At 63.5% G+C, this 14,203-nt stretch carries 13 protein-coding genes; 4 read left to right on the plus strand and 9 right to left on the minus strand.

The genetic code is table 11. The features are described 5' to 3' along the window. Nucleotides 1-82: 82 nt before the first annotated feature. On the minus strand, nt 83-805 hold the full coding sequence (locus PDM29_RS01915; RefSeq protein ID WP_311192215.1) for an AraC family transcriptional regulator: 723 nt from the start codon (nt 803-805) through the stop codon (nt 83-85). 177 nt (nt 806-982) lie between these two features. Between PDM29_RS01915 and PDM29_RS01920 the strand changes: the two genes are divergently transcribed. Together PDM29_RS01920 and PDM29_RS01925 are read left to right on the plus strand one after the other, a co-directional pair. Continuing rightward, on the plus strand, nt 983-3,085 hold the full coding sequence (locus tag PDM29_RS01920) for a catalase (protein ID WP_311192216.1): 2,103 nt from the start codon (nt 983-985) through the stop codon (nt 3,083-3,085). Between the two features lie 15 nt (nt 3,086-3,100). Continuing rightward, on the plus strand, nt 3,101-3,535 hold the full coding sequence (locus PDM29_RS01925; protein WP_311192217.1) for a hypothetical protein: 435 nt from the start codon (nt 3,101-3,103) through the stop codon (nt 3,533-3,535). Between the two features lie 130 nt (nt 3,536-3,665). Here the strand turns inward: PDM29_RS01925 and PDM29_RS01930 are convergent, their stop codons facing one another. Next, nucleotides 3,666-3,938, minus strand: a complete 273-nt coding sequence (locus PDM29_RS01930) for a SymE family type I addiction module toxin (RefSeq protein WP_311192218.1) — start codon at nt 3,936-3,938, stop codon at nt 3,666-3,668. A 321-nt stretch (nt 3,939-4,259) separates the two neighbouring features. Between PDM29_RS01930 and PDM29_RS01935 the strand changes: the two genes are divergently transcribed. Further along, nucleotides 4,260-5,519, plus strand: a complete 1,260-nt coding sequence (locus tag PDM29_RS01935; RefSeq protein WP_311190592.1) for an IS256 family transposase — start codon at nt 4,260-4,262, stop codon at nt 5,517-5,519. Nucleotides 5,520-6,431: 912 nt separating this feature from the next. Here the strand turns inward: PDM29_RS01935 and PDM29_RS21115 are convergent. From PDM29_RS21115 to PDM29_RS01945, 3 genes are all read right to left on the minus strand, one after another. Then, nucleotides 6,432-6,650 (minus strand): YbbD-related protein, encoded by a 219-nt coding sequence (locus PDM29_RS21115; protein WP_484606900.1) that lies wholly within the window; start codon nt 6,648-6,650, stop codon nt 6,432-6,434. Nucleotides 6,651-6,683: 33 nt separating this feature from the next. Then, on the minus strand, nt 6,684-7,205 hold the full coding sequence (locus tag PDM29_RS01940) for a tetratricopeptide repeat protein (protein WP_311192219.1): 522 nt from the start codon (nt 7,203-7,205) through the stop codon (nt 6,684-6,686). 70 nt (nt 7,206-7,275) lie between these two features. Further along, the gene (locus PDM29_RS01945) at nt 7,276-7,989 is read right to left on the minus strand and encodes an alpha/beta fold hydrolase (RefSeq protein ID WP_311192220.1); all 714 of its coding nucleotides are present in this window, start codon (nt 7,987-7,989) and stop codon (nt 7,276-7,278) included. A gap of 147 nt (nt 7,990-8,136) precedes the next feature. Between PDM29_RS01945 and PDM29_RS01950 the strand changes: the two genes are divergently transcribed. Further along, complete coding sequence (locus PDM29_RS01950; protein WP_311192221.1) at nt 8,137-8,658, plus strand: hypothetical protein; 522 nt, start codon at nt 8,137-8,139, stop codon at nt 8,656-8,658. An 82-nt stretch (nt 8,659-8,740) separates the two neighbouring features. On the opposite strand, the gene PDM29_RS01955 is transcribed toward PDM29_RS01950, so the two are convergent. The 4 genes from PDM29_RS01955 to PDM29_RS01970 all read right to left on the minus strand — a co-directional run bounded on the left by PDM29_RS01955 (nt 8,741) and on the right by PDM29_RS01970 (nt 14,079). Beyond that, complete coding sequence (locus tag PDM29_RS01955) at nt 8,741-10,864, minus strand: methyl-accepting chemotaxis protein (protein WP_311192222.1); 2,124 nt, start codon at nt 10,862-10,864, stop codon at nt 8,741-8,743. Nucleotides 10,865-10,994: 130 nt separating this feature from the next. After that, entirely contained in the window at nt 10,995-12,251 is a 1,257-nt protein-coding gene (locus PDM29_RS01960; RefSeq protein ID WP_311192223.1) for a HipA domain-containing protein, read from the minus strand. Beyond that, the gene (locus tag PDM29_RS01965) at nt 12,248-12,508 is read right to left on the minus strand and encodes a helix-turn-helix domain-containing protein (RefSeq protein WP_311192224.1); all 261 of its coding nucleotides are present in this window, start codon (nt 12,506-12,508) and stop codon (nt 12,248-12,250) included. Before PDM29_RS01965 ends, PDM29_RS01960 begins: the two co-directional genes overlap by 4 nt. Before the next feature lie 278 nt (nt 12,509-12,786). Beyond that, nucleotides 12,787-14,079 carry an adenylosuccinate synthase gene (locus PDM29_RS01970; RefSeq protein ID WP_311192225.1) on the minus strand — a complete coding sequence of 431 codons (1,293 nt, stop codon included), beginning with the start codon at nt 14,077-14,079 and terminating at the stop codon, nt 12,787-12,789. Nucleotides 14,080-14,203: the final 124 nt, after the last annotated feature.

Genomic DNA, 14,203 nt, shown 5'->3' on the forward strand with positions numbered 1-14,203 from the left:
GTCGAAGGCGGGCAACAGGTGCGACACGATACCGTGTATGACGCACCGGCGGGATAGGCCGAAAGCCCACCCCGGCGATGAATCAGTCCGCGCCGGCGTCGTCGCCGCGCCCGGATACCTGCACCCGGTAGGCCCGGGGCGACACCCCCACTTCGGCTTTGAACTTGCGGGTAAACGCACTCTGGTCAGTGAAACCGCAGGCCTGGCCGACGCTGGCGATACTTTCGCTGCCATGCAGCAAATGCATCGCCATCTGGATGCGCAGGCGGGTCAGCACCTGCTGCGGGGTCATCTGGAACACCTTGCGGAAGCTCCGCTCCAGCTTCGACAGCGAGAAGCCGGTGATGTCCAGCAGGGTCTGCATGCGGACGTTTTCGGCGTAGTGTGCGTTCAAGTGCGCCAGCGCCAGCCGCAACTGCTCGTACTGGGTGCCCAGGCTGTCCTTCTGGCCGAGGTCGCGGGAAATGCCGATCACCCCCTCGATCCGCCCGTCCACCCGCAGCGGCCGCTTGCAGGTGAGGCACCAGCCCGGCTCGCGGTTGGCGAACAGGTGCAGCTCCATCAGGTTCTCGATCACCTGGCCGGCGAGTACCTGGGCGTCCTGGGTGGCGTAATCGGCGCTGAGCCCGGTCGGGTAGATCTCGGCCGCGGTGCGCCCGATGATCTCCTTGCGCGAGCGCAGCCCCAGCCGGCGCAGCATGGTCTGGTTGATATGTGTGTAACGGCCGTCGCGGTCCTTCATGAAGAACAGCACGTCGGGAATGGCGTCAAACAGGGCTTCGATATCGGCAGGTTCGACGCGCATGCGGAGGCAGACGGCAGCAGGACGGGGGGACGTTCAGGATACCGCCCCTGTCGCTTTCCACCCAACAGCACACCGTGTGATGTGAAGCACAAGTCGAAGAAGAGAGGAAAACTCCTACCCACGATTAACGGCCCAGCCGCGAAGGTGGAGCGATCCCCTGCCAGCCCGGAGTGCCTCATGGCCGCCAGCAAGCCCCGCAGCAAGTCCGCCCCCAAGCGCAACCCCGCCCCCGCCGCCGAGGTGCGCGGCAACGCCGACGAACTGCACCAGCAGGCGGGCGGCGGCCACCCGGTGCTGACCACCAACCAGGGCATTCCGGTCGGCGACAACCAGAATTCGCTGCGCCCCACCCCGCGCGGGCCGACCCTGCTGGAAGATTTCATCCTGCGCGAGAAGATCACCCACTTCGACCACGAGCGCATTCCCGAGCGCATCGTGCACGCGCGCGGAAGCGCCGCACATGGCTACTTCGAACTGACCCGCTCGCTGCACGAATTCACCCGCGCCCGCGTCCTCACCGAGGTGGGCGTGCGCACGCCGGTGTTCACCCGCTTCTCCACCGTGGCCGGCGGGGCCGGTTCGGTGGATACCCCGCGCGACGTGCGCGGCTTCGCGGTGAAGTTCTACACCCCGGAGGGCAATTGGGACCTGGTGGGTAACAACATCCCGGTGTTCTTCATCCAGGATGCAATGAAGTTCCCCGATTTGGTGCACTCCGTGAAGATGGAACCGGATCGCGCCTTCCCGCAGGCAGCCAGCGCGCATGACACCTTCTGGGACTTCATCTCGCTGATGCCCGAGTCCATGCACATGATCATGTGGGCGATGAGCGACCGTGGCATTCCGCGCTCGCTGAGGATGATCGAGGGCTTCGGCGTGCACAGCTTCCGCCTGCTCAACGATGCTGGCGAATCCACCTTCGTCAAATTCCACTGGCGGCCGAAGCTGGGCATCCAGTCCACGGTGTGGGACGAGGCACTGAAGCTGCAGGCCGCCGACAACGACTACCACCGCCGCGACCTGTTCGAGGCCATCACCGCCGGCGATTTCCCCGAATGGGAGTTGGCGGTGCAGCTGTTCAGCGAGGACGACGCCGCCGGCTTCCCGTTCGACCACCTGGACCCGACCAAGATCATCCCCGAATCGCTGGTGCCGCTGACCGTGATCGGGCGCATGGTGCTGGACCGCTGGCCGGACAACTTCTTCGCCGAAACCGAACAGGTCGCATACTGCCCGGCCAACGTGCCGCCGGGCATCGACTTCAGCAACGACCCGCTGCTGCAGGGTCGGCTGTTCTCCTATCTGGATACGCAGTTGATCCGTCTGGGCGGACCGAACTTCCACCAGATTCCGGTCAACGCCCCGAAGTGCCCGTTCGCCAACCACCAGCGCGACGGCCATATGCAGATGCGCGTTCCCAAGGGCCGGGTGGCCTATGATCCCAGTTCCCTGGAAGACGACAGCCCCCGCGAAAGCGCCGACGGCTTCCCGAGCCATGCCACCCCGGCCGACGATGGCGTGAAGGGGCGCGTACGCGCAGAGAGTTTTGCCGACCACTACAGCCAGGCGCGGCTGTTCTTCCGAAGCCTGGAGGCCCCTGAGCAGGCACACCTGGCCTCGGCACTGGTGTTCGAGCTCTCCAAGGTGGAAACAGCGAAGGTGCGTGAGCGCACCGTCAGCCACCTGCGCAACATCGACGAAAGCCTGGCCAAGCGCGTGGCCGATGGCCTTGGCCTGAGCAATCTGCCCGACCCGGCCCCGACGGCCACGCCGGCGCAGGACCTGCCCAAGGCCCCGGAAGTGCGCATCATCGGCCGCACCAAGGACACATTGAAGGGCCGCTGCATTGGCATTCTGTTCGACGAAGGATCCGACGCCGGCCTGATCAGCAACCTGCGCAAAGCGGCCGAGAAGGCCGGTGCCCAGGTGAAGCTGGTCGCCCCCAAGGTGGGCGGCGGTACCTTGAGCGACGGCAAGCGCCAGGCTGCCGACGGCCAATTGGCCGGCACGCCCTCGGTGGTGTTCGACGCCGTGGCGGTGGTATTGAGCGCCGAGGCCGGGAAACGCCTCAGCAAGGAGGCGGCCGCGATTGATTTCGTCAGCTTCGCGTGGGCGCATCTGAAGGCGATTGCCGCCGACGAAGGTGGTCAGGCGCTGCTGAAGACCGCCCGCGTAGGCAACGACCCCGGCGTGGTGGAAGCTGAAGACGCCAAGGCCTTCCTGACCGCCGCCGCCACCCGTCAGTGGGCGCGCGAACCGAAGCTGCGCACCCTGGCGTAACCGAGGAGACAGAACATGCCCCGTGGAGACAAATCCAGCTACACCGACAAGCAGAAGCGGCAGGCCGAGCACATCGAGGAAAGCGAAAAGGAGCAAGGCCGAAGCGACGGAGCCGCCGCCCGAATCGCGTGGGCCACGGTGAACAAACAGGACGGCGGCGGGAAGAAGAAGCCGGCGAAGAAGGCGGCCAAGAAGGCTGCGAAGAAGGCCACGAAGAAGGTCGCCAAGAAGGCCACCAAGAAGACTGCAAAAAAGGCAGCAAAGAAGGCCCCAGCGAAAAAGGCAGCCAAGAAAGCCACCAAGAAGGCCGCAAAGAGTTCTACCCGGAAGACTACAAAGAAGGCCCCGGCGAAAAAGACAGCCACGAAGAAGGCCGCGACCAAGAAATCAGCAAAGAAAGCGACCAAAAAGACCGCTGCAAAAAAGACGGCGAAGAAGAGAACCCGGTAGGGTCGATCGCAAGACGACCGCCGATAGCACTGCAACATTCCTTAACGCATGACCCCAAAACCGGAACCAAAACCACGGGGCGCCGAACAACCCGGCACCCCGTGGGCCGGCCAACGGCCGGCGCTACCGGCTAACATTCCTTGAGCTTGGTGGCCTTATCCACCACCAACCTCAAACCGTCCTCAACGGGGATCAACCTCAGCTCGGTGCCCACATCAATACGCAGCCGGATCAACCACATTCCCCGCAGCTTGATGCACGGCACCTGCTCTTCCCCATACCGGTCCTTCGACCCGGGGTAATTGACCGCCTGCACCTTGAGCCGCTTCGGCACCTGCCAATGCAGCACCTTCGGACGGCTCTTGCTGCCGTCGCGCTCACCTGAACCAGAATCGCCTTTCATCGAACGTCCTCATGCCTTGCATGTTCCCCGCCGGGATGGCGGGGAAATCGGGAGGCTGAAATCCGCAAGTCGAGCGAAACGGAGTGACGTATTTCCCGAGGGTGTTGTATTGCGCCACCCTCCCGATACAGGACGTCCTTTGCTACTCACTCGACTTAGGAGATTTCAGTCTCCGATGCACACCATGCGCGATGACGCATGCCTAATGATCTACAAATTGCTGCAAGATTCTGGAGTTCTGATGGGTGGAAAAACAGGTCGTTCGCGGGGGGACTGTCAGGAATTTTGTGTTCGGGCATAACATGTTGAAAAGGATCATGTATGCCACCCAAGAAAATGACCGCCAAGGCCGCTGCCCGTCAGCTGCCTACCCTGCCTGCCGAGCTCGTTGAGCAGCTTGCCAACGGAGCGACGACCGCGGGCGAGATCCTGGACATCACCACAGCCCTGAAAAAGGCCTTGATTGAGCGGGCACTGAAGGGCGAGCTGGGCCATCACCTGGGGTACCCACCCGGAAGCGAGCGACCGGAATCGACCGGCAATCAGCGAAATGGAACGTCCAGCAAAACCGTTCTGACTGAGGATGGCCCCCTGCGACTGGACGTTCCCCGGGACCGGGATGGCAGCTTCCAGCCCATCCTGATTCCCAAGCACGAGCGGCGTTTCACTGGTTTTGACGACAAGATCGTCGCGATGTACGCGCGCGGAATGAGCGTCCGCGACATCCGCGCGTTTCTGTCTGAACAGTATGGAACAGACGTGTCGGCGGACTTCATCAGCTCGGTGACCGACGAGGTTCTGGAAGAGATTTCGGCGTGGCAGACGCGTCCGCTGGAGCTGATGTATCCGGTGGTGTTCTTTGATGCCCTGCGCGTCAAGGTGCGTGACGAGGGCGTAGTGCGCAACAAAGCGATCTATCTGGCATTAGGCGTTCTACCTGATGGAAGTCGCGACATCCTGGGCATCTGGATCGAGAACACAGAAGGGGCCAAGTTCTGGATGAAGGTCTTCAACGACCTCAAGACGCGCGGCGTGGAGGACGTACTGATAGCGGTGACCGATGGCCTTAAAGGCATGCCCGAGGCGCTGGCGGCGGTCTACCCAGCGACCACTCTCCAGACCTGCATCGTGCATCTCATCCGCAACAGCTTGGACTACGCCGGCTGGAAGGATCGAAGGGCTCTCGCAGCCGAGCTGAAGCCCATCTACCAGGCCATCAATGCAGAGTCCGCCGAACAGGCCCTGGAAGCGCTGGAGGCCTCGCCGCTGGGCAAACGCTACCCCTCGGCGCCCCAGGCATGGCGACGGTCATGGGACCGCGTCATACCCTTCTTCGCGTTTCCACCTGAGATCCGTCGTGTCATCTACACCACCAACGCCATCGAGAGCGTTAATGCGCAGCTGCGGAAGGTCATCAAAACCCGAGGGCATTTTCCAACTGACGAGGCGGCGATCAAGCTGATCTGGCTGGGGCTGCGCAACATCACGGCCAACTGGGGAGGCACCAGCCACGGCTGGAAGAACGCGATGAACCAATTTGCCGTACTTTACGGGGACCGATTTATCCGGAGCCCGTACTAAGAAGCCGGGCTGTCACAGGGCAGCCCACGTCGCCCGAACACAAAAATACGGACACTCTCTTCGCGGGCAACACAGCGCATCGCCTTCTGCACCATCAGAAAGTGGATTACGTCATACCTGTCACTGCTGGCGCATATCCACCAAACCTATGACGATCACTGACACGGCCGAGTAACAGCGAAGGCCCCACCGACTCCACTCTTCCCTGACGTAACTGGCCACCACTGCGTCAATCGAAGCCAACCTCCGCTTCGCCGCGCTCACGCTCACCCAGTCTTCCGCGCGTTACGGGCCGCAGCAATGGCTGGCGTGGACTGTGCCGGAATCAAGATCGCGTCACCGCACACGTCGCAGGCACCGACCAAGACGTCATGCGCGATCCCATTTCCATCTCTGAATGGAACGTCCTGGTGAACGAACGTCACGGTCACGCGACCGTCCCTGTGACACAGGGCACTTTTTCTGTCACCCGGATTGAATAGCTTCATGTGTATGCGCCAACGATCACTGATCCGTTCTTATAGATGTGACGAGCCATGAGGGCTTGCAGCATTTGCTCACTCGAGACCCACGGCACCGCTAGGCGCGGGTCGACATGGCGAGAAGCGACTGGCACCGAGCGACGGCCAATCCCGTAGGACCATGGAAGCGCAGCTCTAGCGCTGACCTCCGCCGCCCCAGCGGCCGTTTGTACTCCGGCCACGCACCCACTCGGGCTAACATGCCCCCCGACGCCCGCCCATATCGAAAGGCACCCGACGATGGCTCCGAACAAGCACCCGACCCGGCAAGGTCGCATCCGGGCGGCAGCGGGACCTCCGGGTCGACCACACAGCGCTGAAGCAGCCTTTCCGGCGCCGTTGCACTCAGATTGAACCGGACCCACATCTGATTGGAGTCGAGGTTGTGCGATTACACGATGTCGGTAGCGTCTGCGGGGATATCTGCGGGCAACCAACCACGGGCGAAGGAGCCATCGCGCGCGGCGTCGGCGCGGGTTGGGTAATGGCGGGTCTGTGACTCGCCGGGAAGCTCTACGCATGAGCAGAGCAGCAGGCAGATGACGATTCCTGCAGAACTTGTTCTCGCAGACCCCGAAGGCCAGGATATCCAACGGTCGCGCATGGTCATTCCATCCAGGCATCTGGCAGCGAAGTCATACCACTACGATGTCCGTCCGACGACCTCAACCATGAGCTGCTCCTTGGTACGGACTCCACTTGGCAGATAGCATTCGTACCCCGCTGCGACCAATCGACAATGCGCCAGAGCCTCGTCCTTCTTCCCGAGCTCGATCAGTATCACGGCTAGATGCATCCGAGATGCATCGGTGTAGTACCCAAACCCTGCTGCCTCCCCCATCTCCACCGCTCGCAGAAACGACAGCGCCGCATCCTCGATGCGGCCATCCCGCCACTGCGCAATACCCAGGTGGAATCTATCGGCTGGCTCCCAGTCGCCCAGCGCGACGAGGCGCTCCAGATCGACTATCTGGAGGTCTCTCTGCCGGAGGGATGCGTAGACATCTGCACGGGCACGGAGTCCTGCCCTTTGCGTCACCTCGTGATTGATCAGCGCTTGGCATAGAGCCAGGGCGGCTGGAGTGTCGGAGGACGTTACCAGCGCTTCGATCGTTTTCAGGATCGTGTTGAGGTCCTCTTCGCTTGTCGGCAGTGCCATCACCATTCCCCCTCGTGCATTTCAGGCTCCGGTGTTTCTGGTAGACCCACGTACCGCAGCCACGCAGGGCGTGGCTCTACGTGGTGGTTTTGTGGGTGACATAGCCGCGCAGCCAATCGGCGATCACGCCTGCGGCGGCATCGGCGCGGGCCTGCAGCAACAGGTGGGGGCCGTCGAGGGTGACCCAGCGCGCCTGCGGTGCCAGCCGCTGCAGCGCCTGCACGCTGATCGGCCACAGCAGGCGGTCATGGCGTGCCAGCAACCCGAGCAACGGCACCTGCAGGCTGCGCAGCGGCTTGCGTGCATCCACGCGCAGTGTGGCCGCGGCGCGCTGGCGCAGCACGTTGGCCGGTACTTCGTTCAAAGCCTTTTCCAGCGCTTGACGGGTTTCGCCGGTGCACCAGCGGCCCAGCAGCAGCGGCACCAGCACCGCCAGGGGTGGCAGCGGCCAGGCCGGTGCGAGCAGATTGGCGAACGCGGCGGGAACCGGCACGGGACGATGCGCAAAGGTCGTTGACAGCACCACGCCACGCAGCGCGGGCGGGGCCTGCGCGGCCAGCAGCACGGCCAAGGGACCGGCGAAGGATTCACCGAGCAGCACGAACGGGGTTTGCGGCAATTGCAGGCGTACGCGCGCGGCCAGTGTGGCGTAGTCCTGCGGGCCATCCTGTGGATAGCGCAGCACCTGCGCGGGCACGCCACGTGCGGCCAGTGCGTCCAGCAACGGGGTGGTCAGCAGGCCGGTGCCGTCCAGACCGGGCAGCACCACCAGGGTGGGTTGAGCGTCCATGCAGGCAGCCACAACAGCGGGGGGCACCTGCATGGTGGCATGCGGGCGGTGACGGGTTCAACGCCCTGCCCTGCCTTGACGGCGGTGGCCGGGCGTGGGCGATACTCGCGCTCTACTGCAGGATGCGTTCCACAAGGGGGATGACAGATGAAAAAGTTCGTACGGGCGCTGGCCACGCTGGCCCTGCTGCTGCCGTTGGGTGCGGGTGCGCAGAACTCATTGATGCCGGAAGGATCGGCCACCAAGGCGGACGGTGATTTTTCAGCCTCGCTGCTGATTACCGCCGATCCGAACTGGCAGCAGGAATGGGAAGCCCCCAAAGGTGAGGTGCCGAACTTCCGGCTGGCGGATTCGGTTGCCGTGGGCGGCGATCTGTATGTGCTGGCGTTCCTCAGCAACCCGAAGCTGGACGAGGCCGGTATGACCAACGTTCGCTGCGACCTGAAAGTGGCGCACCCGGATGGCACGCTGAGCAGCAACGATCATGACCTGCCCTGCTTCGTGACCCGGTTGGAAAGCGATCCGAAGCGGGTTTACCTGTCGTCGGTGGGGCTGAAGTTCACGGCCGAGGAAGGCGATGCGCAGGGCACGTGGACCGTGGGCATGACAGTGCATGACAAGAACCGTGGGGTGACGTTGCCGTTGGAAGCGACGTTCGAATTGCGGTGAGAGGTCACGACCAACGGTCGTGACCTACCGGGTGTTTGATCGCAAGGTAGATCACGACCGTTGGTCGTGATCCACGCATACCTCACGCAGCACGCAGCGTGCTGCGCACCCCGCCCTGCTGCTCCAGCTTGAACACCGCCACCGCCTCGTTCAGCGACTGCGCCTGCTCTTCCAGCGCGCGGCTGGCGGCGGTGGCTTCCTCCACCAGCGCGGCGTTCTGCTGGGTCACCTGGTCCATCTGCACCACTACCTGATTGACCTGCTCGATACCTGCGGCCTGTTCCTTGGTGGCCGCGGCGATGTCGCTCATCAACTGATTGGTGCGCGAACTGGCCTGGGTCAGCCGTGCGATGGCGGCTTCCGATTCCACTGTGACGTTGAGACCGGTTTTCACCTTGTCGCTGGCGACGTCGATCAGGTCCTTGATCTCCTTCGCCGCCGTGCCGGCACGCTGGGCCAGCGTGCGCACTTCACTGGCCACCACGGCGAAGCCACGGCCGTTCTCACCGGCACGCGCCGCTTCCACGGCGGCATTGAGCGCGAGGATGTTGGTCTGGAACGCAATGCCGTCGATGACCGAGGAGATTTCGGAAATGCGCGCGGATGACTGATCGATCTCGCCCATCACCGCCGCCATCTGCGCGATGGCCTGCTCGGTGGCACGTACGGCAGCACCGGCGGCATGGGCCTCCTGGTCGGCCTGGTTGGCCAGTTCGGCGTTCTGGCGCACGGTGGAGGTGAGTTCCTCCATCGAGGCGGCGGCCTCTTCCAGGTTGGCTGCCTGCTGTTCGGTGCGGCGCGACAGGTCGCTGTGGCCGGCGGCCAGTTCCTGGGCGGCATTGTTGATGCTGCCGGCCGCGCCTTGGATCTGCTGCACGATGCCGGTCAGCTGCGCGGCGGTGACATTGGCGTCGTCGCGCATCTGCGCGAATACACCCTGATACTGGCCGCTCATGCGCTCGGTGAGGTCGCCGGTGGAGATGGCGCGCAGCACGGTGGAGAGGTCAGCGATGCTGGACTGCGAAGCCGCCATCATGCCGTTGAGGTTGGCGACCATGGCCTGGAACTGGAACTGGAAGGCGGCTTCGTCACCGCGCACGCTGAAATCACCGGCGCGGGCGGCGGCGGCCAGGGTGTCGATGCTGTGGTTGATGGCGGTCAGGTTGGCCTTGACCGTGGCCATGGTGCGGGTGAGCACGGCCTTTTCGCCGGGGTAGCTGTCCAGGTCGCGGTGCAGGTCGCCAATGGCGTAGTCCTGCATCACGTCGACCATGTGGTTCTGCACGGCCACGTGCGAGCCCACCAGTTCATTGGTGGCGTGCAGCATGCGGCCGTAGTCGCCGGGCAGCGCATCGGCATCCATGCGGTAGCTGATCGCGCCGGCCTCGTGCTCGCGCGCCATATCCAGCTGCGCAGTGATCGCGGCCTGGACGTTGCGGCGCACGCTGCCCATGGCCTCGCCCAGGCGCGTCAGCTCATCACGGCCGCCAAGATTGAAGTTCTGGTCCAGCTCGCCCTTGGCCATGCGGTCGGCCAGGGTGACGGCGCGGCCAAGCGGAGCGGTGAAGCTGCGGCCGATCAGCACCGAGGCGGCAATGCCGACCAGCAGCGCGATGCCACCCAGCACCAGCAGCTGCAGTTGGGTGCGCTCGCCGACGCGGATGGCTTCGGCGGCGGCCTTGCGGCTTTCGGCCTCTTCATAGGCGACGCCGTCGGCCAGGGCCTTGTTCCAGCCGTTGGCCGCCTGCTGCACTTCGCTCAGGGTGAACGCGACGGCCCCGGCGAAGTCGCCGTCGGCCATCATCTGCCCGGACTGCTTGTTGAGCGGGCGGGCGACGGCGCGCTTGGCGGTGATGTTGTCGATCACCTGCTGGCCTTCGGCGTTGTGCGGCAGCGCCTGGTAGGCCGCCCAGCTGGCTTCGTAGCGGGTGACCAGGTCGGCGATGCGCTTTTCGTCGGCTTCGCGCTCCTGACCCTGGCGGATCAGCATTTCGCGGCGGACCACCAGCATCTGGTTGTTGGCGTCGAGCAGGTCGGAGAGCAGGTGGACCTTGGCCACGCCTTCATCTACGACTTTCTGCATGGCTTGTTTCTGGACGGTGGCACCTACTGCGCCTGTGGCTACTACGGCTGCTACCAAAACCAGTAAGAGGCCGAAGCCCAAGCCAAGACGCCAGACGACGCTGACGTTGCGTAACAGATCCATGAGTGATCCACGAATGTAGGGGGAGAAACCGGTTATCGGCCGGCCTTCACGGTTTCTTTACATTGTGGTTCAGGCGCGGCGTCGGTCACCGGATACCGGATACCGGTTCGAAGCCACGCAGGGCGTGGCTCTACGCCAACTGCAGCAGCATGTCCTTGATTGGCCCATGAATGATTCCACGCAGGAGACGTGCCTCACCGGGTTCGACGCCATGAGCAGCCCCTTCCGCATATTCACGGTAGAGCGCCTCCGCATGCGCTTGGAGGCGTTGCTGCAGATGATCCAGCTCACGCTCGGCGGTTCGAGCGCTGAGCCCGAGGGATTCGCCAAGTGCAATGACATCAGCTCGGGTAATCCCGGCGTAGGGCTTACCTCCCGGCGGGGTCACGGGGAGGTCCCGGCCCCACGTGTTATCCGCAGCGTAGATGCTGGTACAGATGAGGTCGTAGTGAGGAGCAAGCACCCAGCCATCCGGACTTGCCAGAAAACTGAGATTCTTCAGGTGAGCATCCGGATTCCCAGTAATGAGATTGAACAGCCACCAACGAAAGAGCCTCGAGCGGGTTTCAGCCTTGGATACACACAGCTCGATGAGCCTGTTCAACGAGGCTGAGGTGGCTTGGCTGTACTTGTACAGCGCATCCAGCGAGAGCATCTGACAGCCGTCCAGCGCCTGCAGCCGCTCAGGCGGCAAGCGGAACGTGCGGTCAAATCGTCGTACCAGAAAGACGGGCTCCGGGACACGCCTGATCGAAACTTCTGCGACGTCCATGCCCACCGCCGACGCGAGACGCATCACGAACCATTCGTTGATGGTGGTGTGCCAGTAACGCTCTGACTGTGGATGGTCCGGCTTGAGTATGTGCGTGGATGGCTCTGCGCCGACAGGCTCATACAATTCATCCTCCCGCACGGTAATGGCCAGCTTGTGCTGCGCCCCGGCCAGAGACATGCGCTTTGCTGCGCCATGTGTCATGGGCATCTGCGGCAGCCCGCGTATCCGCTCGGACAGCGCCGTATCGGTCAGAGGAACCAGTCCTCGCGGTGGCAGGATCTCACCTTCGGACAGCAAAGTAAGCGCGCCTGCGGATTCCCGACCGTAGTACTGGAGCAACCCGAAGCTATCAGCAACTTCAATGTGCGCATCACGCGCCAGCAGCGCTCTTGCATCCTCTTCAGGCAGCAGGTTGTCGAAAAACCACTGCACCGGCCTGAGCGACGCGCCATCCACGATCGTTCCCGCTTGGCGCGGGAGCGCGGGTGAGATATCCGCCCCTTGCCACGCAGCGTTGTAGTCGAATCGCCAGAGGTTGCCCTGCTCGGACAACTGGCCTACCAGCGCATCATCCAGCCACCCATGGAGACGTCGTTCTGCGGGAACGCTCATTTGATGGGTGCCCGCTTGGTCTTGCGCTGCATGAACGCATCTGGCACCTGCAGCGTGACCTTGATGCCCAGTTCGTCCAGCGCGCGCATCACACGGCCCAGTTGTACCGATGGCTTACCGCGCTCGGCGTCTCGCATGAAAACGTGACTGGAATCGATGTAGCCGGCCAGGTCGTCCTGGCGGATTCCTTGATTCTTGCGAACCTTGCGGATGATTTCGCCGATGTCTTCCGGGGTTTTGACCTTGATGTCGATCACGGCGGGGCACCGAATCTAAGCAGTTGTTTCTATAGTGGGGTGTTGGCGGGCGCGATGCAATGTTTCTAAGTAGTTGTTTATATTTTTCAAAAAATCAGCGCATCAGGGCGAAAATGTAAACTACAGCTTCGAAATCGAGCTCCCTGCCAAAAGCAGAAGCCCCGCTTTCGCGGGGCTTCTTTGCCGGGCAAGCCCGGCACTACGGGCATCCCCGGCGCGTCCGGTCCGTGTGGATTCCAGACGTTGCCGTGGGCCGGCCAGCGGCCGGCGCTACCTAATCAGGCGAACGGGTCCTGCAGGACCATGGTGTGGTCGCGGTCCGGGCCGGTGGAGACGATGCTGATCGGGCAGCCAGCCAGCTCTTCCAGCGAACGCAGGTAAGCACGGGCGGCCGCCGGCAGTTCGTCCCAGTTGGTGATGCCGTGGGTGTTTTCGCTCCAGCCCGGGAACTCCAGGTACACCGGGGTGCAGTCTTCCCAGCCCTGCGCGTCCAGCGGGGCGTACTCGGTGCGCTTGCCGTTGTATTCGTACGCAATGCAGACCTTCAGCTTTTCCATGCCGTCCAGCACGTCCAGCTTGGTGATGCACAGGCCGCTGATGCCGTTGATGGCCACGGCGCGCTTCAGCGCGACGATGTCCATCCAGCCGCAACGACGCGGACGGCCGGTGGAGGCACCGTACTCGGCACCGCGGTCGCGGATGCCCTGGCCGATTTCATCGTCCAGCTCGGTCGGGAACGGACCGCCGCCAACGCGGGTGGCATAGGCCTTGGCGATGCCCAGCACGTAGTCGATCGAATCCGCGCCGACGCCGGTGCCAGCCAGTGCGCCGCCGACGGTGGTGTTGGAGCTGGTGACGTACGGGTAGGTGCCGTGGTCGATGTCCAGCAGTGCGCCCTGCGCGCCTTCGAACAGGACGCGCTTACCCTGCTTGCGCAGGTCGTGCAGGATGCCGGCCACGTCGGACTTCATCGGCTGCACGTATTCGCCGAAGGCCAGCGCTTCGTCGTAGGTCTTCTGGAAGTCCACGGCTTCGGTGCCCAGGTACTTCGTCAGCACGAAGTTGTGGTAATCCAGCGCGGTGCGCAGCAGTTCTTCCAGCTGCTTGGGGTAATGCAGGTCGGCGATGCGGATACCGCGACGCGCCACCTTGTCTTCGTAGGCCGGACCGATGCCACGGCCGGTGGTGCCGATCGCCTTGCCGCCGGCAGCGCGTTCGCGCGCCTGGTCCAGGGCAATGTGGTACGGCATGATCAGCGGGGCAGCCGGGGAGATCTTCAGGCGCGAACGCACTTCCACGCCGGAGGTTTCCAGCTCGGCGATTTCCTTCTGCAGGGCCGCCGGGGAGATCACCACGCCGTTGCCGATCAGGCACAGCGCGTCGTCACGCAGGATGCCAGACGGAATCAGGTGCAGAACGGTCTTCTTGCCATTGATCACCAGGGTGTGACCGGCATTGTGGCCGCCCTGGAAACGCACTACGGCACCGATTTCCTCGGTGAGCAGATCGACGATCTTGCCCTTGCCTTCATCGCCCCACTGGGCACCCAACACTACGACAGACTGACCCATGACGGGCTCCTCGAATTGTTGCGGCCATCGGGGCCGCGAGAGAGTAGACCGTGACCGTGCCAGCCAGCGCGTGAAGGCGGCTCCAACGGGGAGCAGCCAGCGATGGAAGGCCCAGACACAGAAA

Source organism: Stenotrophomonas oahuensis, from assembly GCF_031834595.1.
Taxonomy (GTDB): domain Bacteria; phylum Pseudomonadota; class Gammaproteobacteria; order Xanthomonadales; family Xanthomonadaceae; genus Stenotrophomonas; species Stenotrophomonas oahuensis.